This window comes from Butyrivibrio sp. WCD3002 (genome assembly GCF_000424265.1).
Classification (GTDB): Bacteria; Bacillota; Clostridia; order Lachnospirales; family Lachnospiraceae; genus Butyrivibrio.
On record NZ_AUJO01000006.1, the window covers coordinates 143,475 to 165,660 of the forward strand.

The following is a 22,186-nucleotide window of genomic DNA, read 5'->3' on the forward strand; positions in this document are numbered from 1 at the left end:
AACGAACCTCTCGCCTTTCTTAAATACAGCTCTATTTCCTTGATCCGTCACTTATAAGCTTTTCCAGCATCCTTACATAAGTATCGTGGAAACGATATATATTATCCTCATCAAATATCTCTTTCACATATTCAAGCTCTGCGTCAAAACCACCATCACCATATTCATTTTCCAAAAGCTCAAGCTCGAGTCTGGCGCTGGCCGCCGAATATGGATCATCCAATTCAACAGGCTCCGCAGAAAGCTCATCAAGCTCATCTCCGTTTATTCCAAGCTGTAGATTAACCTCCATGGGGTCTGAATAAAATGCAGAATCCGTTTCCGCAAAGTAATCGTATGAAGAATGGGCAATTCCTTCACCAATCTGCCTTTTGACCTCTAAAAGGAGATCCTGCAAATCCTCGAAGGCATCCATATCAACTCCTACAGGCAGATTCTTTATCAAAAGACCTACGACATTTTCAGACTCCGGAGCCAGCCTGTCGTTAAATATCCAGTTACTCATAACCTTACTTACTTTTTCATGCTCTGATAAAGCGATAAGAGCACTGGCAATCGCCATACAGGAATGTGTAACGCCCCAGTATTCTTCAGCTGCTTTTACTTCCTCTGCATTAAACTTAAGTCTCTTTATCCTTCCTGCAGCCGAGTTCTTGTTGGACTCATGATCCGGCTTTGGTATAATCAGATATTTTTCCGATTCAGGTCCAAACTGCTCTTCAAAATATTTCTTATCCGCTTCATAGGTTCCGTCCTTGCGGGCTTTTTCCATGTTTTCAAGCAGCATAAAGTAGTAATCCTTCTTAAGCTCTCTGCCATAGTAAGCATCAGTAATATCCTGAAGCAGAACCCCAAGAGAACCTCCATCCATAAGCAGATGATGCACATCAAAAAACAGATAGGAAGCCTCTTTGGACCTAAAGATGCGTGTCCTGAAAAGACAGGATTTCAATATTCTTTTAAAAGGCGTCACCAGGGTCTTCCTAAGTTCTTCTATATCCTCCTCTTCTATATCTTCAATTTCTATACTGGGCATAACCTCAGGCGCATATCTTTGCTGAAGCTCCAGATCATCGTTATATTCAAAGATAACGCAGAGTCCGGGATGATTCTCTATGGCCTTCTTTAATGCCATACAAAGCTTTTCCGGATCTATTTCTTTTCCAAGTCTTATGAGAAAATGCATATTGCTCCACATGGAGGATCCGGGATTATACAGCTGATAATCGATCATCTTTATCTGCATTGGCGTAAGTATGTGAGGAACAGACCTTGCCCTCTTTTCACGCTCATCCGGATTGCCAAGGGCATTTCTTTCATTAACTGCTTCTGCGATTTCCTTTGGTGTTCTCTTTTGGAAAATATCAGCCGCAGTCAGTCCATCTATGGTCGCATCCGACAGTACCGCCATTGCTTTTAGTGAATCTCCTCCAAGCTCAAAGAAATCATCTGCCGTTCCGATCCTGTCATCAAGCATAAGAGCCTTGGCAAATGCCTCGCAAAGTCTTCTTTCTATTTCATTTTCCGGCGCAACATATTCTGCCTTGAATTCTGAAACATCAGGGTCTGGAAGAGCTTTTCTGTCAATCTTGCCATTAACAGTAAGCGGCATACTCTCCACCTGCTTCATAACCTGAGGCACCATGTATTCCGGGAGTTTTTCCTTGAGGAAATCCTTATATGCATCCTCATCAGGTGCATCCTCACACACGTAATATCCTGTCAGGAACTCGCCGGAGGAAGTTTTTACAATCTTGGTAGCCGCGGCTTTGATTCCCCCAAATTCAGCCATTACTCTTTCTATCTCATCAAGCTCAATTCTGAATCCGCGCAGCTTAACCTGATTGTCAATTCGTCCGAATATTCGTACCTTGCCCTCATCTGTCCAGGCACATAAATCCCCGCTGTGATAAGCCTTATAATCCTTATGCTCAAAGAAGGATGCCTTAGTTTTTTCAGGGAGTCCCACATATCCTCTTCCTACCTGGTCTCCACCGATAATAAGCTCTCCTCGTATTCCCACCGGAAGCTCATTTCCAAACTTATCAAAGATAGAAAAATAAGTGTTGGCTATGGGTTCACCAATTGTAATAGCCCCTGTGTCCCCCACAACATCTGCAGAACATCCCATGGTACATTCTGTGGGTCCGTATACATTGAGGATGACGCTGTCTGTCCTAAGACTTCGCAGCTTGTCATAGAGCGATAAAGGAAAAGCTTCCGCACCTACATCAAAGAAGGTGATATTTTTAATTGCTTCTCTTGACGATGGAATCGAAATAAGGCTTGAAAGGTAAGTCGGAGTACAGGTTATACCGTCAACGTCGTTATCGATGATAGTCTTTGCCAGCTTGTCCGGATTATGTATTTCATCCTCAGTAGCGATAACAACAGTATTTCCGTTGCACAGGGGAACAAACTCCTCTACAACAGAGACATCAAAGGAGAAGGAAGCAAGAGCAAGACTCACTCTTCCATCTTTTGCATAGTGCATTATCTCAACAGATTTCTCATTTTTGTGCACATAATTGGCAATATTTCCGTGCTCAATCATTACACCTTTGGGTCTTCCTGTAGAGCCGGAGGTGTAAATACAATAAGCAAGATTTTCTTTTTCTGAGCTATAAGCTTCAAAGTCCTTATACCTTTGATCTGCCTTTATCTCTGACAGATCAGCTACGCCGTATATTTCCTCAAGAGTCAGTATTCTGTACTCTTTTCCCAGAAGGCCTTCTCTTTCTTTTTTTATAGCCTCTGTAGTGATCAAAAGTCCTATGCCGGCATCCCTCATGCAAAAATCGATTCTGTCATCAGGATATTCAGGTATAAAGGGAACAAAGGCTCCTCCGGCGCTTAGGATTGCATTTTCAGCCACGTAAACATAAACTGATCTGTCTAAAAGTACGCCCACCGGAACGTCCTTTGTAACCTTGTAAGAAAGCAGCTTTTCAGCTCCCTGATTTGCCAAAAGATAAAGCTCTTCAAAGGAAAGGGATTTTCCCTGGCATATTACAGCCGTCTTTTGAGGAGTCTTCTTTCCGTGAAGCATTATCTGCTTATGGACAGGAACAAACTCCATTTCAATCTTTTTGTCGTTGAACTTCTCGATTATAGCCCTGTCATCGTCATTCATCATAACGATGTCGCCGATTTTCTCACATGAAAGCAGCTGATCGGCAATGATAAAAAGGTGATCGGCAAAACGGTTTATCCAGCTTTCGGAAAATCTCTCATTTCTGTATTCTATTGTCATGTTGTAGAGACCATTTGTAGAGAAAAGCTGAATAGACATGCAGCCTGTGACCATGCCTGTATGGTACTGTTCCATAAAATATGAGTCACTCTTAAGCCTTTGTTTTCCGGCATCCATGCCCATATTATCTGTAAAAAGATCTCCCTGGAAAATAAGCTCCACATCCTCGTTTACAGGGCAGCTTTTTAATACTTCATCAAAGGAGAAAATATCATTGCTCATGTTGGCAAACACCTGCCTGCTCATGGCAGAAAGATACTGTGCCACAGTCAGGTTCTCTGTCAGATCTCCGTAAACAGGAATTCTCTTGATAAGAGTTCCGATGGTATTATCCATCTCCTTTACGGATCTGCCGTTATAAACTGTTGAGAAGGATACCTGATCTGCATAAAGATATTTTCCAAGAAGCAGAGCCATTGCTCCCATGAAAAATGCACTCTCTGAAACCTGAGTCCTGGTGCAGAACTCCTTCACCTCCTGCGCCTTAAGTGTTCCGGGCTCATATCTGAAATTCATACTGACACCGGGAGTAAGAGGATTGTTCAGATCTCCCATAAGCTGATCTATGCTGTCCATTTTGGCAAAGAGATTTTTGTGATATTCCTTTGCCTTTTCATAAGCTCCGTTTTTAATAAGAGCTTCTTCATACATGCCAACCTGCTGAATTGAGCACTCCTCCATCAGCAGTTCTTTGCCACCAAGGGCTCTGTTAAGATCGGAAATGATAAGGCTAAGTGACGTGCCATCAGATGCAATAAGATGGGACTTTAATATCAGATAACAGCATTTTTCAGTCTTATAGACAGCAAAATTAAACAGCAGATTATCAAGCACTTTAACTACAGGCATGTAACTGCCAATAAAATCAATGCGATTTTTACTTTCACCTTCAAATACCGGAATCTCTATTTTATAGTCCGGAACCATCTCCATATACGGAAGTTCATTTTCCCGGCACCTTATCACATATTTAAGGGCAGGATGAGCGTCGAAAAGTGCATTTACCGCAGCAATGAGCTGATTCTCATCGATATCAGGATCAGCTTCCATCATATACTGCGTTGTGTAGGTTTCTTTGCTTCCGCCTGTTAATCCCTCAAGATATATTCCAAGCTGCGTTTTAGTCAGAGGATACTCATCCCTGTCCATAGGCGGTATGGAAGCTTTACTGGTTGCGTTTTCAATAAAGAAAGCCAGTGCCCTTGGGGTGGAATTTTCAAAAACATCACCATAGGATACGCTGTAACCACCTTTATCAAGCTCCGAAATGAGTCTCGATACTGAAAGTGATGTTCCACCGTAGTCAAAAAAGTCACCTGTCACGCTTATTTTCTTAAGGCCAAGGACATCTGCAAAATGTCCGCAAAGCACTGCCTCAAGCTCTGTCTCCGGCTCCTCATAATCTCCGCCGCCAAAGTCAGTTTCCATTTCAAGGAGCTTCATCCTGTCTATTTTTTTATTTGTATTAAGGGGCATCTCATCGAGATGAACAAACACTCCGGGCACCATGTAGGGAGGGAGCTTCTGCTTTAAGAATTCTATGATTTCTTTGTTGCTTACTTCTTCTACGGAAGTAAAAAATGCCACCAGAAAATCTTCTATTCCGTTGTTCTTCATCAGAACCTTGCATAGCTCAATACCGGGATATTGCCTGATAACACTTTCTATTTCACCAAGTTCAACTCGCTGTCCATGATACTTAACCATATCATCGGCTCTGCCGGATAAATGAGCCTCGCCTTTTTCATCAAAACAGCCAAGATCTCCGGTTCTGTAAAATTTCTTGCCATCGATCACAATAAAGCTTTCTTTACTTTTCTCTTCAAGCTTCTGATATCCCTGAGTGACAGCATCTCCACTTATGATAATTTCACCGGTAACACCTGTCTGTGCGATATTTCCATCTTCATCAAGAACTATGATCGTCATCATGGGCATAGGCTTACCAACGTTGACTTCTCTGTCTTCATTTACTATCAGTTTGCTGAAAATAGAGGAATTGGATTCTGTCATTCCATAGGCATTAACAATGTGCAGCCAAGGATTGATTTTAAATATAGGATCAAGAATAGTGGAATCAAGTTTTTCTCCCACCAAAACCAAACAATCAAGAATAGCCAGTGCCGGTCTTGATTGTTTTATTAAAAGAAGATTGTTTACAAATGATGGAGTCGCAAAGAAACATTGAACCTGGTGATCAAGCATCTTATTGATAAGCAGAGTCATATCCTTATAGTCTTTTTCCTCTGCAAAAACAATGCAACCACCGCTATATAGAACCTGATAATCAATCAAAGATGCCACAAAAGATATCTGGGTTACGGCAAGGCATATTTTAGGCTCTTTAAAGAATTCAAAGAATGGATAATCGTCTTCCGTTACAGTAACTATCTTTGAATCTGCCAATACAGTATTTCGGACACCCTTAGGAATCCCCGTTGACCCGGAAGTGTAGAAAATATGAGAAAGCCTGCCCATTCTTATTTCAGGCAGAGGCATAGCTTCCCCTTCATAGGAAAGCACTTCTTCGACCAGCAATACCCTATATTTATCGGTATCAAGCCCGCTTTTTTTATTAAGAATTTCTTTGGTCGTTATAAGGAGTGTGCTATCTGCATTCTCCATGCAGTAGTTGATTCTATCCTCAGGATATTCATCTGTCATTGGAATGTATGCAAAGCCTGCCCTCACAATTCCAATCTCCAAAGGAAAAACATATGATTTTCTATCCAAAAGAAGACCTATGGCAGATTCTTCCTTCAAATCCGGGCACATTGATATAATTGCATACGCCGCCTTATTGCTCATCTCATCCAGATTCCTGAATGTAAGAATTCTGTCGGAGGCAATAATAGCGCTATCATCTGGCTTTTCTTTCGCAATAGTAGCTATTTTCTCAGGTATAGAAATTATGTCTTCATTTGATTTTCCCATATAAAAAATCTCCGTTTTATCGCACTATTCTAAACTCCTTTATGCTACAACGTAATATTATTTTATCATTTTTCGATTATTACTTTTCTAAAATATATATAAACTATGCATGACTGATTTTGCCTGGAATCACTCCCACAGATCATAAATATCATGTATGAAAATCTCGGACTTATCCGTAAGGATAAGGCATTTTTTGTATGAATCGATCTTTCGTACAGTAACTTCGCTTGTCACATACTCTCCGCCGGATTTATAGAGATCGGGGACAAAGTAAGTGACAAACATCTTCACAGGTCCGTTCTGGAGTTTTGCCCCTAATTCAGACAGCTTCTCATCGAGCTCACGGATTCGCTCCTCTGTCAGCTCGATTTTGTCTGCGGTAAGGCGCCCTGTCTCCTCCACCGCATCATCGTAGCCCGTAAGGGCAGCGAAGGGCATGAACTGTGCAGCCCTGTTTTCCAGAGCCATGGGCCTGTGATTTTTCGATATTGGTCTTTCAAGATTGATGATGTCGTCGTATTTTCCCATTTTTCGTACTCAGGCCTTGTGGCCGCCTATCTGTCGTCCTCTGTCGAGGCCTGTTGCTCCTTCCTGCATGGAGGTCCCCTTTACTATGGCGTTATTGCCAAAGCGCTTTTTTATCTCCAGAGCTGCTTCCTGAAGGGCCCTTTCTTTGTCGTTAAGAATCTTTTCCAGCTGCTTTTTCTCTTCCTTCTGGTTGATGTCCTCAAAGAGCGAAAGCTGTTCGAAGGATTCGCTCTCAAGCTTTACCGCATCCTCTTCGTCAAGCACGTGGATGGCGGCAATATTCACACGCCTGATAAGAAGATCAGGGTCAACCTTTTCATCAAAAATAGAAAGCGCTGCATCTATTATGTGGCTGCCAAGGCAGGTGAATTCTTCAAGATTCCTGCTTCCGTGGGCATGCTCCGGGACTGCTCTTCCGTAGTAATCCTTCTTGATATTACCCTTGTATTTGCGGGCAATTTCCGGATTATCGAGGCTCTCCCTGTCGTAGCCAACGGTCAATACTATCTGGTCTGTCACCTTGTGCTCGCCAAGAAGCTGGAATGCCAGCGCATCCGCCATCTCTCTGACGATTATCCTTGCTTTGTCATAGGTGTAGGGGTGGTGGAGGACCTGTCCCTGACTGAGGCTGTTGTTTTCAGGCTTGTAGGCCTTAATCATCTCCATGGTGCAGGGCTCGTAACCCCAGGCATGGTCAATCAAAAGTTCTGCATTTATGCCGAAGGTCTTGTACAAAAGCTCTTCATTGTAAAAATCCCTGTCGCCGCCAAGGCTGCATCTTGCTATATCTCCCATGGTTTCAAGGCCGAGGGCTGTGAGCTTTTTCACATATCCTCTTCCAACCCGCCAAAAATCAGTAAGGGGCTTGTGCTCCCAGAGCTTTTTCCTGTAGCTGATCTCATCAAGCTCTGCTATGCGCACGCCCTTTTCGTCGGGTTCTACATGCTTAGCAACTATATCCATGGCAACCTTGCACAGGTAAAGGTTGGTTCCGATGCCTGCAGTCGCTGTAATTCCCGTGTTTTTCCTAATCTCCTCTATCATGGTTGATGCCAGCTCCCTGGGGGTCATGTTGTAGGTCCCAAGGTAGTTCGTCACATCCATGAAAACCTCGTCGATTGAGTAAACATGAATATCCTCAGGAGCGATATATTTGAGATAGCACTTGTAGATTCTGGTACTGAGTTCCATGTATCTGGCCATTCTGGGCGTTGCGGCGATGTATCCGATTTTGAGTGATGGATTTTTAGAGAGCTCCTCGTCATCATCGGATTCACCTGTAAAAACACCGCCTGGTGCCTTTCTAAGTCTATCTCTGTTTACTTCTTTTAGCTTTTGTTCCACCTCAAAAAGCCTTGCTCTCCCCGGTATTCCCCATTTTTTCAGGGACGGCGATACAGCAAGGCATATGGTCTTCTCGGTCCTGCTTCTGTCCGCCACCACAAGGTTCGTGGTCAGCGGGTCGCGGCTTATATCCATGCATTCGACGGATGCATAGAAGGACTTTAAATCTATTGCCACATAAGCTCTTTGTTTCAATTATTGTTCCTCAGTGATTTAGTAGCGTCTACTATGTATTTTATCTCATTTTGATAAGCATATTAAGGCGAATTTCGAGCAAATTCATTCCGTTAAAATTAAGCAAAAATGAACCTCAAAATTCCAGTTGCTCCTGCTAATGCATCCAACAAGACCTGCACCTATGAGAGTGCAAATGAAGCCATTGCCACAGTTGATGCCAACGGTCTTGTTACTGCTATTGCAGAAGGAGAAACCACTGTAACCGTTAAATCAACTGACGGTTCCAACAAGCAGGCTATTCTTCAGATTAAAGTGCCCACTCTTGCGACCTCTATCGAAATAACATCTGAAACAGGAGAATTTTGGGTTTACGAATCTCGGGAATTACAACTATACGCAAAAGTACTACCGGCTAATGCAAGTCAGAAAGTAAAGTGGAGCTGCAAATATTCTGATCAGGAAATAGCTGAGTCTAATGGTAATTATGCCATGGAAGAAAATGGTTTACTTCATGCTTATACAGACTCCTCAGAAATCGAAGTAACTGCCACGGCCACTGACGGAAGCGGTGTAAGTAAGACAGTAAAAATTGAGGTTTTTGGTCTAAAATAATATACAGTAACAACAGGCCCTGCAAGGCGCTTATACCTTGCGGGGCCTGATTCAGTTATACATTTATATTCATGAGATGAATCAGGAATAATGCATTTGGTGGCTCATCAATACCTGAATTTTTTCTTTTCAAGCACCCAGACTTTAAGGCACGTCACAACCACAGTATAAATTACCATGTGCAGATAAATCAGCACCATTCCACGTAGTTCGAAGATATCCGAGCTGCCAACCAACTTAAACCCATCGAGAAAAGGCGGAAGTACAAAATTCAAAGCCACCAAAGGCATGAAGTGCTCTATCAGTCCTTCTTTACATATCGTAAGAACTGAAACCGTGAGTGCGCCCAGTATTCCGTCTTTTCTCCTCTGTAAAAATCGCGGATGGAAGAAATCTCCGGTCGCCATGCCGCATAGCCCGCTTAAAAAAATATACAGGCCACCCAGAATAACATCTTTTATTCCTATGGGTCTGATAAACATGGAACCTCTAAGCAAATACAGCACCGAAGGAAACACCGTCAAGATGAGCGTATATCCAAAACACTGCGTGATCAGCAGCATCTCCCTGGAAGCATAGTAATTAAGGGGTGAATCGCAGTGCATCATCAGCGTTTCTTCAAACACATCATTCTCTTTCCCGTTCAAAGTCATGGATATGAACACGCAAACAAAATACAGGAATGCAGCTGACAACAAAAAACTGCCGGTAACACCGATAGGAGCCATGGAATACATGAATCCTATAAAAAGTGCAGTTGCAACCACAGGTACTATCAGTACCTGCCCTTTTTGTAAGATTTTTCGTCGTAGTGTGAATAATTCAAGTGTATTTTTCACTGCCTGCTATCTCCCATCCATCTCCAAAAGCATACCCTTCTCAATGGTGTAAACCCTGTCGGAAAGTGCATCTATCAGCTTCTCCTCATGACAGGCCATGAAAATCGTGACCCCCTGACCTCGAAGCTCATTCATCTTATCCAGGAAAACCTTCTGAGAATCAGCATCCTGACCGGAAAGTGGTTCATCAAGCAGGATGACCTGATGCGGCGCCATTAGCGCCTGAATTACGCCGACTTTTTGTAGACTCCCCTTGGAAAGCTTGTCCATTCTCGTGTGAATCATGGACTCCAGAAAGAAATCCTCTATCAGCCCATCCGTCACAGAAGGATCCACCCCTTCCATCCGCTCCACACCGCGAAGATAGTCGATCATCTCAATCTCCATACCTGCAAATTTCTCAGGGACGTAGGAAAATCGCAGTTTTTCATGGTACTGCAGCTTCCCACTGCTAATCGGAATAATACCTGAGATAAGCTTAAGCATCGTGCTCTTCCCACATCCATTATGCCCACAAAACGCGATGGATTCTCCCTTGTAAAAGGTGTGCGAAACACTGTCAATTATGGTTTCGCCGCCGTATTTTTTTGTGACATTTTCAAGTGTAATCAGTTTTACGTTTGTTTTCATTTGTTTTTACAATCTCTATGTTTGCTTTCCTAAGCTTTTGTTTCACTGATTTTTCTCATGAATATTATAGTAAAGTAGTAAAGTTAGGGCAAACATTATGCAGCCTGGAAAAATATTTTATGACATTAAAAATCCCCTAAGCAGATATCTGCTTAAGGGATTTATCACATCACCGTTTGGTATTTGATATTATTCAAATGAAAGTGAATCAATGATTGCTGAGAGATTGTCAGATACAGCCATATCCATCTCATCATCTCCTGCTACATGCTGCGTAAACTCGAATATAAGGTATCCACCCATATACTCTCTTACAAAAGCAGAAGCATAGAGGCCGGGGCCTGTCTGTCCGGGAACTGCATCTACATAGAAGCCTTCAACATCCTCTGTTCCGGGAAATACGCAATCTGAAACCATTGCCTGATCGCCATAGGAAGCAGCAAGATCCTCTGCCGCTGTCTTTGCATCCTTATCAACATCGTATGTAGCAGTTATCATACATGTTCCTGCGCAGTCACCTGTGTAAACGAAAGTTGTTACAGGGCCACCCTGATTAACTGTGATGCATGAAGGATTGTAATGCACGCTCCATCCGTTTGCATCTCTGTAAACATTATCTCCGCCGGTCATAGAACTCAGATAATTAACAGCACTGAAATTCTCGGGATCAGCATCTGCTACAGGCTCGAATACCAGCTCACGATCAGGAACATCCTCAAAGCATCCATATACCATGCCGTTCTCAGCACCTGTTATTACAAGAACATCCTTTGATTCCTCTGCGCCGCCGAAGGAAAACTCTACCTGTCCGTCAGTCTGTGTAATATCAAAGGGAACGCCAATGTCGTCGTTCTCACCGTCTGCTGTATAACCATATGAATCATCACTGAAAACATAGAAATAGGTCTTAGGCGGATTCTCTGCATCCTTAGCGTAGTTCACATATACGCCCTTAGAAAAATAAGGTGCAGCGGAAACTTCTGAAACAACCTCTTCTGCAGAAGCAAGAGGAGTTTCCTCATCTGCTATCTCATTTGCAATACCCTCGTCCTCTGCAACATTTTTTGAGCAGCCTGTCATTGCTGCCATAGCCATCATTGTAGCCAAGGTGATTATAATACCGTTTTTAAATGTGATCTTTTTCATTGTTATTCTCTCCCTCACAAAAGAAATTTTTAATTTACATTTTGCATTATAATCGCCTCTGTCCAACAAATGTCCAATAAATTCCATAACTTTCTTTGTACTGATTATAGTGAGTTGTGAAAACCAGCTTTTTATCTGTTCCTAACAGGTCAAATTCCATCTCGCCATCTCGCTTTACAAGATATTTATCGATATTGCCGATAAAAGCATCCACACTCTTTTCACTATCTATTTTAATTTCGTCAGAGTCCACTGCCTTCTCACAGGCAACGCTCACAGCAACTCCGTGGGATTTGGTCATCATTTTTGCTGTGCCAAGCCTTGCAGAAAGCACGTATGGGCCATACATAAATGCGTAGGTGTCCTTGCCGTCCTGCAGGTTGTGGCAGGTAATTCCCATGGGTAATTTGATCTCTATCTCGCAGCCACCGGAAAGCTCATCCTTAGGAATTACAAGAAAACCGTCCTTTTCCGCAGCAGCATACTCATCGCCGCCTAATTTAACAGTCAACTTCCCCTGAACCCATGTGGGAATGGCAAGATACAGATCCTTAGTGAGGCTCTTGCCCTCTTCAGGAGTCATGGCGATTTTCACTTCGTCAGAGGCATTAAAATCGCAATCCATAGCTACAGAATAATCCTCTGTTTTAAGCTCAGCCGCCATATAAAGAGCAACCACCAGCTTTTCCTTATCCGTGAAAAATACGCCGTCCTGAAGCTTTGTGAAATTCTCATAGCCTGTTCCCGTGCAGCACCAGAAATTGCCGTCAAGGTTGTTAAACACCTTCTGATAGCCCGTTGCCATTGCCTGAAAATAAGTAGTAAAGCCGGTCTCATGATTCTGAGAAGGCATGATCGCATTTACAAAGGTTCTGTCTGCATAATCAAGATATTTCTTTTTCCCAGTCTGCTCATAGAGACGTCTTGCGAACTTAAGCATGTTGTGAGTGTTGCAGGTCTCGTTGTTTACATTGGTTCTCTCTGCATCGAGCACATTGTCCTCGCCAAAATGCTCATTTTCACTGTTTCCGCCTGTTACATAGGTGTGCTTGTTTACAACAAGATTGAAAAATTCCTCGGCGTACTCAAGGTACCTTGTCTCCTCATGGAAGGTCTCATATCTTGCAAGAGCGCCTATAAATTTAGGAATAGTGGTATTGGCATGAACGTTATTAAAAATGTTTTCTTTTCCTGATAAAACCTTCTCGAAAAGCTCTTCATCATCAAAGCGGTGTGCCGCCTCAGCAAACCTCTCAAACTCAGGGTGATACAGCGTGCTGCCGCTCTCCTTAAGATCACGGTTTATCTGATAAAGCTCGTAAAGACAGTCATTCATTCCACCGTATTCTATGCTGAGAACGGTCCTGTTTACCTCCTCAGACCAGCTCTCTGTCCTTTTTGCGATCCAAATTCCAAGGTCATTTGCGATTTCCAACGCAAGAGGATCTCCTGCTATCTTAAAGGATGCATTTATGCCGGTTAAAATCTTGTGCATCGTATACCACGGCACCCACGCCTGTGTGAAAAGCTCCTGAAGTCCATGCTCCACATTATCGAACTGCAGGAACGGATTGTCCCTGAATTCCTTTGAAGGAAAGGCTGCGCCAAACAAAAAGCCTTCGCCCTTTGTACCCTTTACAAGCTCCTGACACTGCCTAAGTGCCACTAAAATATAGGTCAATCTGTCAGCCACATCCTTTTTCTCAGAAGCAGAAAGTGCAGGATTAACCACAGCCTGTGCCAGTGCTGTAATATAGTGTCCAAGAGTATGTCCTCCGATAAGTCCATCCTCCCACATTCCGCCGTAGCGCTTTTTCCCCTTCATAAGGGCGATGCAGCCATCGTCATCCATTCCCTTTATCAGTCCCGCAGTCTCACGAAAGCCCGCAAGGAGCCTGTCCGGATCCAACAAAAGCAAATTCTTTACTTCAAGATGAAAAGCTTCATCCAAATATCTGTCCTTCACACTAACGTCTGCAAGTTTTGATGCGTAGTACATTTTTTCCATTGAAAATCTCCCATCCTTATGTTTATTTCTATTACTGCAAAAATGCGCCTGATATTTCTAATTCGTATTGGGCGGCATACAAAGTTTTATCTCACTCTGTGTCTAAGATTATCATTTTGAGGATGGGATTAGAATGGTACAAGGATAGAATATGTGTCATTTAGGATTGTATTGTAAAACAGCATATAAACTGCTTATAATTGTATTTGCAATACATTTTAGTGTTAATTTAGTTGTTGCAAGTATCATTTTTCTACAAAAGGTGTCAATATGTCTAACAAAAAATCATTTAAACCTGAAAATAAACTGATGGTTTTCCCCAAGGAACAACTTTTTCGCTATCTACGATCAGGGAAATTTCAGGCTCTTTCTGAAAACTGGAAACACGAGGTACTTCCTCTTGAATTTGATTATGAGCTGATAGTGGTCACAGAAGGAACTCTGTACCTGAGATATATGGATGAAGATTTCACGGTTATGACCGGAGAATATCTGATTCTCCCTCCCAGTGATTCTGTACGTAAGGGACTAAAAAAAGCCTATTGTTCCTTTTATTGGTTGCATTTCACTGTCGATTTGGGGCATATTCCAGCAAGAATCCGCCCAGGTGAGCAGATCACCTATGAAAGAGCAGGCTGCTTCATGATTCCTCAGGCCGCTGCTGTTCCCAGTCCCCAAAGGATGATAGTGAAAATGAAACAGCTTCAGGATATGGAGAGGAACAATTACCCCGATATCTCACTAAATGCCGAGATAACCGCCCTTATAACAGAACTTTACGGGCAGCTATCCATAGAACTTCCCACGGATACTGACTCCATCGGCAACAAACAAATCTATTCAGATATCACAGACTATATTAGACGAAATATCTCCAAGAATTTAAAGACTACAGATATTGCAGACGCCTTTGGCTACAGCCCAAAGTACCTCTCACACCTTTTCAGTGAGGTCAGAGGCATCTCCCTCAAACAATTTATAACATCTACAAAAATAGAAACTGCCAGCTTTTACCTGACTGACAGTGACAGAACCATTACAGAAATAGCCTCAGAAGTGGGCTTTTCCGACATGCACAACTTCTCCCGTACCTTCAAGCGCGTTACGGGATTAACCCCCAGTGCCTACCGCAACACCTACTCCAAGCGCCTGCTGTATCATATTTAAATTGGAAACTCCCATGCCGGTATGATGTAGAAGCCTGGGCCCCAGCGGATGTGTAGCCCGAAAAGCTCCGGCTCCGATCCAGATGGGCAGGCAGGGTTTCCTTCCATGACTCAGGACATTCCGAAATATTCCGCAGGTTATAAACATGTGTGATTTTTGCAAAACTCGCACATTTCCGAAAGATAGCAAAAAGCCCCCTGAAGTCATTTCTTGTCTCTATAGCTGAGTGATGATTATTCTTATGCCCATAAGCATCTATTGTGCGCGCGAAGAAATTGTTTGAACAAGGGCTTCTTAGTATTAGATTGCTTCATATTCTATATGAATTGAAGCCCTTGTGAGTTTATTTCGAGAGCGCGCCATAAACGATGGATGCATGGGCATTAGAATAATCTCGCGAAGATAACGAGACAAGAAATAACTTCAGGGGGCTGTGCTATCAAGTGGAAATGTACTCAGACATGTTGCAAAATCACACATATAACCTGCTGAAGATTTCGGAATTTCGTCAGAGGAAGGAAATACTGCCTGCCCCTTCGGATCGGAGCCGGAGCTTTTCGGAATAATCCGCTGGGCCCCAGGCTTCTTATATTCATACCGGCATGGGAGTTTCCAAATTTACATCATGCAACCAGCTTCACGATAAAGGCGGCGATCCAGGCTATGATGCACTGCCACACAACGACGCTGATGGCATATTTTGAGCCAAGTTCCCGTCTTATTGAGGCGATGGCTGCTACACAGGGTGTGTAAAGCAGGGAGAATACAAGCAAGGTTGCAGCTGCGGTGGTGGTAAGGGCAGCTTCCACGCCGTCCTCAAAGAGGACACCCATGGTGGTGATAACGCTTTCCTTGGCGATAAATCCGCTGATAAGGGAGGTTACAACCCTCCAGTCTCCAAGCCCAAGAGGCACGAAAAGCGGAACCAAAACACCTGCTATTTTTGCCATAATACTGCTTGATGAGTCGGTTATATAATTAAGGTGCAGGTCAAAGCTCTGCAGGAACCACACTGCAATTGTTGCAAGGAAAATGATGCTGAAGGCTCTGGTGATAAAATCCTTTGCCTTCTCCCACAAAAGCTGAAGCACGTTTCTGACGCCGGGCATGCGGTAATTAGGAAGCTCCATTACGAAAGGCACCGCTTCGCCCTTAAACAACGTATTTTTATAGATAAGAGCAATCAAAATACCCACGATAATTCCAAGGAAGTACAGACCTGTAATGATAAATCCGCCTCTTCCCGGGAAAAATGCACTTACAAAAAACGCATAGATCGGCAGCTTCGCAGTGCAGCTCATGAAAGGTGTCAGAAGTATGGTCATCCTTCTGTCTCGTCTTGAAGGAAGGGTTCTTGTGGCCATAACAGCCGGCACAGTACAGCCAAAGCCGATCAGCAAAGGCACAATACTTCTGCCTGACAGACCTATTCGTCTTAGAAGCTTATCCATGAAAAAGGCAACTCTTGCCACATATCCGCTGTCTTCCATAAGTGACAGGAAAAAGAACAATGTAACTACGATGGGAAGGAAGCTTAAAACACTTCCGACGCCCTCAAATATACCCTTTATAACAAGTGCCTTTATGGCCTCATTAACGCCTGCAAAAGTCATCCAGGCATCAACCTTATCCTGCAAAGCTTCAACCCCGGCGGCGATGATATCCTGCAAAAACGGGCCTACTACATTGAAGGTCAGATAAAATACCAGTGTCATGATAAGTACAAAGCAGGGAATAGCTGTCCATTTTCCGGTACATATCTTATCTATTTTCTCGGAACGGATTCTCTCCTTGCTCTCACCGGGCTTAACCACAGTCTGCTCGCAAACGCGTTCAATGAAATCATAGCGCATATCCGCAATTGCAGCGCTTCTGTCCATTCCGCTCTCTTTTTCCATCTGAACAATGGTGTGCTCAATCATCTCAAGCTCATTTTCATCTAGATCAAGCTGCTTATAAATCAGAGAATCGCCCTCTATCGCCTTGGTGGTGGCAAATCTGATGGGAAGTCCCGCTCTCTCTGCGTGATCCTCTATGATGTTTTCAACGGTATGTATGGCACGGTGAATCGCTCCGCCGTGATCTGTTTTCTGGCAAAAATCCTGCTTAACAGGTCTCTCCTGATAATCCGCAATATGGATGGCGTGCCTTATAAGCTCCGCAACACCTTCATTTTTCGCTGCAGAAATAGGTACAACAGGTACCCCAAGCAGCTGCTCCATTCTGTTAATGTCAATGGAGCCGTTATTTCCTTTAACCTCATCCATCATATTAAGCGCAACTACCATGGGAATATCCATCTCAAGAAGCTGCATGGTGAGATACAGGTTTCTCTCTATGTTCATGGCATCCACGATATTGATTATTGCCTTAGGATGCTCTGAAAGTACAAAATTTCTGGATACAATCTCCTCACTGCTGTAGGGAGACATTGAATAAATGCCCGGAAGATCGGTTACAAGGGTATTAGGATGCTCTTTAATAGGTCCATCCTTTCTGTCCACCGTAACTCCGGGAAAATTACCAACGTGCTGATTAGAACCTGTCAGCTGATTGAAAAGTGTGGTCTTTCCGCAGTTCTGATTTCCCACCAGAGCGAAGGTTAAAACTGTTCCCTCAGGAAGCTTTTCGCCTTCACCGGGGGCGTGATATCTGCCATCCTCACCAAGACCCGGGTGCTCCGAGTTCTCAATCTTAGTGATTCTCTCGTGTTTGTTGGTTCTCTCGGAAATTGTCTCAATCTCGATTTTTTCCGCATCAGCAAGGCGAAGCGTAAGCTCATAGCCGTGAATCTGCAGTTCCATGGGATCGCCCATGGGCGCAAGCTTAATAACCGTCACTTCCGCTCCGGGAATCACTCCCATATCAAGAAAGTGCTGTCTGAGTGCACCGCTTCCTCCTACGGTTTTTATAACTGCCGACTGTCCAATCGGTAATGATTTTAAATTCATTTTATCTCCTACAAAAATATATTTTTTACCCGCTATTTTCCGCGGTATTCCATGCACAGCATGGTCAGATCGTCGAACTGCTCTGCATCATTAACGAATTTATCGATATCTGAGCGAACATTTTCGAGGACCCTGGCCGGTGATGCGAAAGGCTCAAGGTTTAGCGCATCCACCATACGACCTGTTCCGTACATTTCCTGTTCCGAATTCTCAGCCTCCGGAACGCCGTCTGTATAGAGGAAAATCTTATCGCCGGGGAAAAGCTCCAGCTCGTATTCCTTATATTTGGACTCCTCCAGACCTCCTATAACAAAGCCGTGCTTATCCTTGAAAAGCTCGAATTTACCACCCTTTCGCATTATCGCGGGATACTCGTGTCCGGCATTAGCGCAGGTCATTTTTCCGGTGGAAATCTCAAGGATTCCAAGCCATGATGTGACAAACATTCCAAGCTTATTGTTTGTGCAAAGGGCCTCATTGGTCTTTTCCATAATCTCTGCAGCTGATCGTCCAAGCATTGCGCAGCTCTGCATGATAACCTTTGCTATCATCATAAACAGCGCCGCAGGAATTCCCTTTCCGGAAACATCCGCAATAAGCACGCACAAATGATCATCATCAATAAAGAAAAAGTCGTAGTAATCTCCTCCAACCTCTCTTGCCGGATCCATCATTGCAAAAATATCGATCTCATGCCTGTCAGGGAAAGGCGGAAAAGTGCTTGGCAGCATTGACGCCTGAATTTTCGTTGCCAGCGAAAGCTCAGTGACAATGCGCTCTTTTTCAGCAGTGATTCCCTTAAGGTTTTCCTCATATTCGGAGATTTCCTTCTCCATCTGAATCATGGTCTTGCTTAGATCCTCAATCTCATCCCCTGTATGTATTTCAAGGGCTGAAAAAAGCTCATTATTTGAAGCGCCGTCGTGCCTGCTCTTTACATAGTTTGCAGAGGCTCTCTCGATCTTTTTTATGGGTTCAACCAGATCCTCCCTCATACGCTTGGTCTGAAGCAATGAAATCAGTATGGTTACCGCAATGATTACAAGAATCAGTCTAAAGGAAAACTCTGCCATTCCCGTCACGATATCATGAATAGAAATATCCACGAGGACAAAGGCACATGTATTTCCGTCATCGTCCTCTATTGGCTCAGCAACAGTGCAAAGAAGACCATATTTTTCAGTAAGCTCGATATCCGTGAGGATTGTACTCTTTCCTCCGCTTAAAAATCTTATCAAGCCTTCGTGATTTACATCTTCCCACTCACCGGGATAGAGCCTTTCTGAAGGAACATCGTCGGAATCAACGATATATACGATCCTGTTATTTTCAGGGTCATACATTGCGATGTAAACATCATAGATATCATGATATTTGCAAATAGAATCCAGCAAATGCACCATGAAATCATAGGTTCCGCCCTGCCTTTTATCCACCTTTGAAAAAAACTTATGATATTCATCTGTCCCGTTCATAAGCTTTTCTTCCTCAGACAGACTGTTGTAGATATCCATGACCTGCTTTGAAAAATTGACTATATCGGTGGTGTGGATTATCGACATTTTTGTCTGCTTTGCTGTGCCGTCAGCGACTCTTATATACTGCTTTGTCAGCGACATTGCGTAAAAAGTAAGAGAAACAAAAAGAGCCATGATGCCAAGGATTACCGATGTTTTCACGATGGAAAACTTTGTCTTCTCCAAGATAGATCTTCTCTTGCCTTCTTTTGCCTGATTTTCACTCATTAAGATAGTATCTCCCCGTCCCAAAAACTAATCATTGATTATATAAAATATGATAAGATTATATAAAGCAATCCTTTTTATAATACAACATCTGGTGGAAATATGTATACAAATGCCAAGAAACATATTTTATCTAATTCCATAATGCTTGTTGCAATCATAAAAATAATAGCTGCCCTTTGCGAGGCAGGTCTGCGTTTCTTCATTCAGAAACAGAATTCCCTCAGCCCCGATATGCTGGATACAGTACTCTGGAGGTTGCAGCTTATCAACTCAGGCGTTCAGATTATCCTTGCCACTCTGGTATTCTTTTTTGCATGGAAAAAACTTGATCACTACATGAGTCTTGTTCCCGCGGAAGACAGGAAGAAAATGGGTCTTCTTCAGAAGGAGTTTATAAACGATAAAATAGCCTCTCTCTCCGGATCCTCCGTGAGCAGGCTTTTGCAGCTATGGACCGTTATTTTCGTGGGTTCGGAGCTGGTCTATGTTTTTACATCTATTACCTACAGACGTTTCATCAGCGCTCTGATGTCGGCACTGTCTGTGGGTGACGGTCTTACCGACGGTACATTTGTCATGCTCTACAACATGACCCACGGCTTTAAATACATAGAGATGCTTTGCGCCATACTGCTTGGAGTCGTAATGACCGGTATTTTCTTAAGTGATCCCTACCTTAGAGTAGCGTCCCTCATCATTCTGCTTTTGTTCATGTTGGCCTTTGGGGTCTTACAGATGCAAACGGTAAATCTTATGGGCCGTTCAGTGGGCATCGTATGGACATCCCTTATTTACCACGCAACAGAGACCATCGGCCTTTTCCTGCTATCCCTGTATCTTTCAAAAAAATACAGAGGACTGTAAAGAGTTTTGAGCAAAAAAATCCCACGGAATTTTGAAAAATACCGCGGGAGCTGTTTTCATAAATTATGCAATTTTCTTAGTCCGCATATTTCTGTTGAATCTCCAGAATCTTATCAAAGCTTTCTCTGAAGGTATCTACAACTCTTGGCCAATAATATAAAATCATTTCCAAAATCATAGGGATCCGCCTTTTCCTAAATAGCGGGCGATTTCCGCCCGCTACCTTAACCTTACTCGATAGTAAGAATATCTACAAAACCTGTTACCTCAAAAATCTCATTTATGGTCTCATTTACATTTTTTATAACCATGCTGCCCTGCTTATTCATAAGCTTCTGTGCTGAAAGCAGAACTCTTAAGCCTGCAGATGAAATATATTCAAGCTCTTTAAAGTCAAAAACAAGTTTTTCTACACCACCAAGGGACTTGAGCTCATCATCAAGCTGCGGTGATGTGGTTGTATCCAGTCTCCCTGCCACAGATATAAGTAATTCGCTTCCATTTGCTGTCTTATTTATTGTCATTTTCTATCCTCCTGGTAAAAAATTATGTCTCACTTACTTTAAAGGGTCTGTCTCAACCTCTAAGCTCGTACACTATGGTCATATCTACTCTGTTGCCCTTAACGCCTACAAGAACATCCTTTGCAAGACTTCCAACAATAGACTTTTCAAGCTCATCGGTCGCCTGTTTGATAGCTTCCTTCTCCACATCAACTTCAGGAAGCGCTTCTCTGTAATCAGATAATGACCACATAACTGCAGGATCTATTCCATCCATAGCACCGTAAACACCAAGTGTTCCGTAGCCCACGGGCGTTCCGTTATACTCCTGAGAAAGCTTCATAACCTCGGTATAATGCAATATACCGTTTTCGATAATATCACCGATCTTACCCATTACGCCCTTAACAGCGCTGTTGCTCTTATCGGTTGAAACATCGATAAGCTCTTTCTTTGCGGGAGCACTCATGTTGGTCTTGGCAGTAAGCTTAAGACAGCACTCCTTTTTATATCTTTCAAACCATATCTCAGCCTTATATTCAGTTGTCATGGCCTTCAGCATTCCGACTGTCTCCTCATAAATGAGTTTAAGTCTGGTTTCATCCTTCGGTGAAACCTCTAGCTCACTTACAAGCTCGTCACCTCTGCTATAAACTCTTTCCTCGTCGAGCTTGCTGCTCTCGATAATAGTTATTCCGCTGACGATCTCCGCAGGCTTTGAACCTATGGTATTAAGAGCCTCTGAGAAATCCTTTGTAACAACCATCTGAATTGTATTTTTATCGATACCAACTTCGATATCATCTGCCAGATTAGCAACGATGGATCTCTCAAGATCATCCCAGGCTTCCTGAGAAAACTTGTCAGTTTCCTTCTTTTTTCTGAGATCGTCCTCATATTCCTTTAAGGACCAATTTGAATTTCTGGGTGATTCGATCATGAAAGCTGATAAGAGCTGTCCGAAAAAGCCCTTTTCGCTTACATTTTCACCCGTTGATGACACTGACAAAAGCTCTTTTTGCTTATCCCTGTCAAGATGATTCTCGGCCTTTAGGAAAATTCTTGAAACTCTTGCATCTCCCTCCAACCAAAATTCAATGATTCCGTATCCAATGATGGACTTTGCAAGTCTTAGAACCTCTTCTGAAAGAAGTCTGAGACGAAGGGCACTCTTGTCCTTAATACCCGTCTCAGCAATGTAGGAATCAACTGTCCCATACGCGCTTTCAAGTGCTGATTCCAAATTCGCGATTTTTACGTGTTCAGACTGTACTTTATGCATTTTCCCCTCCATAATTATGAATTGTTAAACTCACCTTATTTTATAATAATACATATTTTTGTTTCAAAAAACCGTCACATAAACTATTTATAAAATTTTATATATTTTTTATCACACAAAAAATCGATGCCACTGCGATTTCACTGCAGTGGCATCGATTTTATTCATATATTGTATGAGGTTTAATACATCAAAAA

14 protein-coding genes are annotated in these 22,186 nt (G+C 42.9%); 3 read left to right on the plus strand and 11 right to left on the minus strand.

The features are described from left to right. Positions 1-31: 31 nt before the first annotated feature. The 3 genes from G608_RS0109130 to G608_RS0109140 all read right to left on the minus strand — a co-directional run bounded on the left by G608_RS0109130 (position 32) and on the right by G608_RS0109140 (position 8,239). A complete protein-coding gene (locus tag G608_RS0109130; protein WP_026495773.1) occupies positions 32-6,187 on the minus strand; it encodes a non-ribosomal peptide synthetase in 6,156 nt (2,051 codons plus the stop codon). 129 nt (positions 6,188-6,316) lie between these two features. Beyond that, positions 6,317-6,718 (minus strand): hypothetical protein, encoded by a 402-nt coding sequence (locus G608_RS0109135; protein WP_026495774.1) that lies wholly within the window; start codon positions 6,716-6,718, stop codon positions 6,317-6,319. A gap of 9 nt (positions 6,719-6,727) precedes the next feature. Next, a complete protein-coding gene (locus G608_RS0109140) occupies positions 6,728-8,239 on the minus strand; it encodes a Y-family DNA polymerase (RefSeq protein WP_442852220.1) in 1,512 nt (503 codons plus the stop codon). 126 nt (positions 8,240-8,365) lie between these two features. Between G608_RS0109140 and G608_RS0109145 the strand changes: the two genes are divergently transcribed. Further along, on the plus strand, positions 8,366-8,851 hold the full coding sequence (locus G608_RS0109145) for an Ig-like domain-containing protein (RefSeq protein ID WP_026495776.1): 486 nt from the start codon (positions 8,366-8,368) through the stop codon (positions 8,849-8,851). A gap of 107 nt (positions 8,852-8,958) precedes the next feature. Here the strand turns inward: G608_RS0109145 and G608_RS0109150 are convergent, their stop codons facing one another. The 4 genes from G608_RS0109150 to G608_RS20635 all read right to left on the minus strand — a co-directional run bounded on the left by G608_RS0109150 (position 8,959) and on the right by G608_RS20635 (position 13,474). Then, a complete protein-coding gene (locus G608_RS0109150; protein ID WP_026495777.1) occupies positions 8,959-9,690 on the minus strand; it encodes a hypothetical protein in 732 nt (243 codons plus the stop codon). Positions 9,691-9,696: 6 nt separating this feature from the next. After that, entirely contained in the window at positions 9,697-10,320 is a 624-nt protein-coding gene (locus G608_RS20630) for an ATP-binding cassette domain-containing protein (protein WP_051209074.1), read from the minus strand. Between the two features lie 189 nt (positions 10,321-10,509). Then, complete coding sequence (locus G608_RS0109160; RefSeq protein ID WP_026495778.1) at positions 10,510-11,466, minus strand: hypothetical protein; 957 nt, start codon at positions 11,464-11,466, stop codon at positions 10,510-10,512. Between the two features lie 46 nt (positions 11,467-11,512). Further along, positions 11,513-13,474, minus strand: a complete 1,962-nt coding sequence (locus G608_RS20635) for a beta-L-arabinofuranosidase domain-containing protein (RefSeq protein ID WP_051209076.1) — start codon at positions 13,472-13,474, stop codon at positions 11,513-11,515. A 270-nt stretch (positions 13,475-13,744) separates the two neighbouring features. Here G608_RS20635 and G608_RS0109170 point away from each other — a divergent pair, with 270 nt between their 5' ends. Beyond that, positions 13,745-14,641, plus strand: coding sequence for a helix-turn-helix transcriptional regulator (locus tag G608_RS0109170; protein ID WP_051209078.1), 897 nt, complete (start codon positions 13,745-13,747; stop codon positions 14,639-14,641). Between the two features lie 623 nt (positions 14,642-15,264). On the opposite strand, the gene feoB is transcribed toward G608_RS0109170, so the two are convergent. Continuing rightward, positions 15,265-17,592, minus strand: coding sequence for a ferrous iron transport protein B (feoB, locus tag G608_RS0109175; RefSeq protein ID WP_026495780.1), 2,328 nt, complete (start codon positions 17,590-17,592; stop codon positions 15,265-15,267). A gap of 32 nt (positions 17,593-17,624) precedes the next feature. Beyond that, on the minus strand, positions 17,625-19,337 hold the full coding sequence (locus G608_RS22415) for a PP2C family protein-serine/threonine phosphatase (protein ID WP_051209080.1): 1,713 nt from the start codon (positions 19,335-19,337) through the stop codon (positions 17,625-17,627). A 102-nt stretch (positions 19,338-19,439) separates the two neighbouring features. Here G608_RS22415 and G608_RS0109185 point away from each other — a divergent pair, with 102 nt between their 5' ends. Then, positions 19,440-20,204, plus strand: a complete 765-nt coding sequence (locus tag G608_RS0109185; RefSeq protein WP_026495781.1) for a hypothetical protein — start codon at positions 19,440-19,442, stop codon at positions 20,202-20,204. A 230-nt stretch (positions 20,205-20,434) separates the two neighbouring features. Here the strand turns inward: G608_RS0109185 and G608_RS0109195 are convergent, their stop codons facing one another. Then, a complete protein-coding gene (locus G608_RS0109195) occupies positions 20,435-20,728 on the minus strand; it encodes an STAS domain-containing protein (protein ID WP_026495782.1) in 294 nt (97 codons plus the stop codon). 52 nt (positions 20,729-20,780) lie between these two features. Then, on the minus strand, positions 20,781-21,989 hold the full coding sequence (locus G608_RS0109200) for a hypothetical protein (RefSeq protein ID WP_026495783.1): 1,209 nt from the start codon (positions 21,987-21,989) through the stop codon (positions 20,781-20,783). Positions 21,990-22,186 lie beyond the last annotated feature (197 nt).

What these genes read in the sequence shown, in the direction of transcription:
- G608_RS0109160 (WP_026495778.1), bottom strand. Translation starts at nt 11,466, where the DNA reads ATGAAAAAGATCACATTTAAAAACGGTATTATAATCACCTTGGCTACA.
- G608_RS22415 (WP_051209080.1), bottom strand. Translation starts at nt 19,337, where the DNA reads ATGAGTGAAAATCAGGCAAAAGAAGGCAAGAGAAGATCTATCTTGGAG.
- G608_RS0109135 (WP_026495774.1), bottom strand. Translation starts at nt 6,718, where the DNA reads ATGGGAAAATACGACGACATCATCAATCTTGAAAGACCAATATCGAAA.
- G608_RS0109200 (WP_026495783.1), bottom strand. Translation starts at nt 21,989, where the DNA reads ATGCATAAAGTACAGTCTGAACACGTAAAAATCGCGAATTTGGAATCA.
- G608_RS0109170 (WP_051209078.1), top strand. Translation starts at nt 13,745, where the DNA reads ATGTCTAACAAAAAATCATTTAAACCTGAAAATAAACTGATGGTTTTC.
- G608_RS20635 (WP_051209076.1), bottom strand. Translation starts at nt 13,474, where the DNA reads ATGGAAAAAATGTACTACGCATCAAAACTTGCAGACGTTAGTGTGAAG.
- G608_RS20630 (WP_051209074.1), bottom strand. Translation starts at nt 10,320, where the DNA reads ATGAAAACAAACGTAAAACTGATTACACTTGAAAATGTCACAAAAAAA.
- feoB (WP_026495780.1), bottom strand. Translation starts at nt 17,592, where the DNA reads ATGAATTTAAAATCATTACCGATTGGACAGTCGGCAGTTATAAAAACC.
- G608_RS0109145 (WP_026495776.1), top strand. Translation starts at nt 8,366, where the DNA reads ATGAACCTCAAAATTCCAGTTGCTCCTGCTAATGCATCCAACAAGACC.
- G608_RS0109130 (WP_026495773.1), bottom strand. Translation starts at nt 6,187, where the DNA reads ATGGGAAAATCAAATGAAGACATAATTTCTATACCTGAGAAAATAGCT.
- G608_RS0109195 (WP_026495782.1), bottom strand. Translation starts at nt 20,728, where the DNA reads ATGACAATAAATAAGACAGCAAATGGAAGCGAATTACTTATATCTGTG.
- G608_RS0109185 (WP_026495781.1), top strand. Translation starts at nt 19,440, where the DNA reads ATGTATACAAATGCCAAGAAACATATTTTATCTAATTCCATAATGCTT.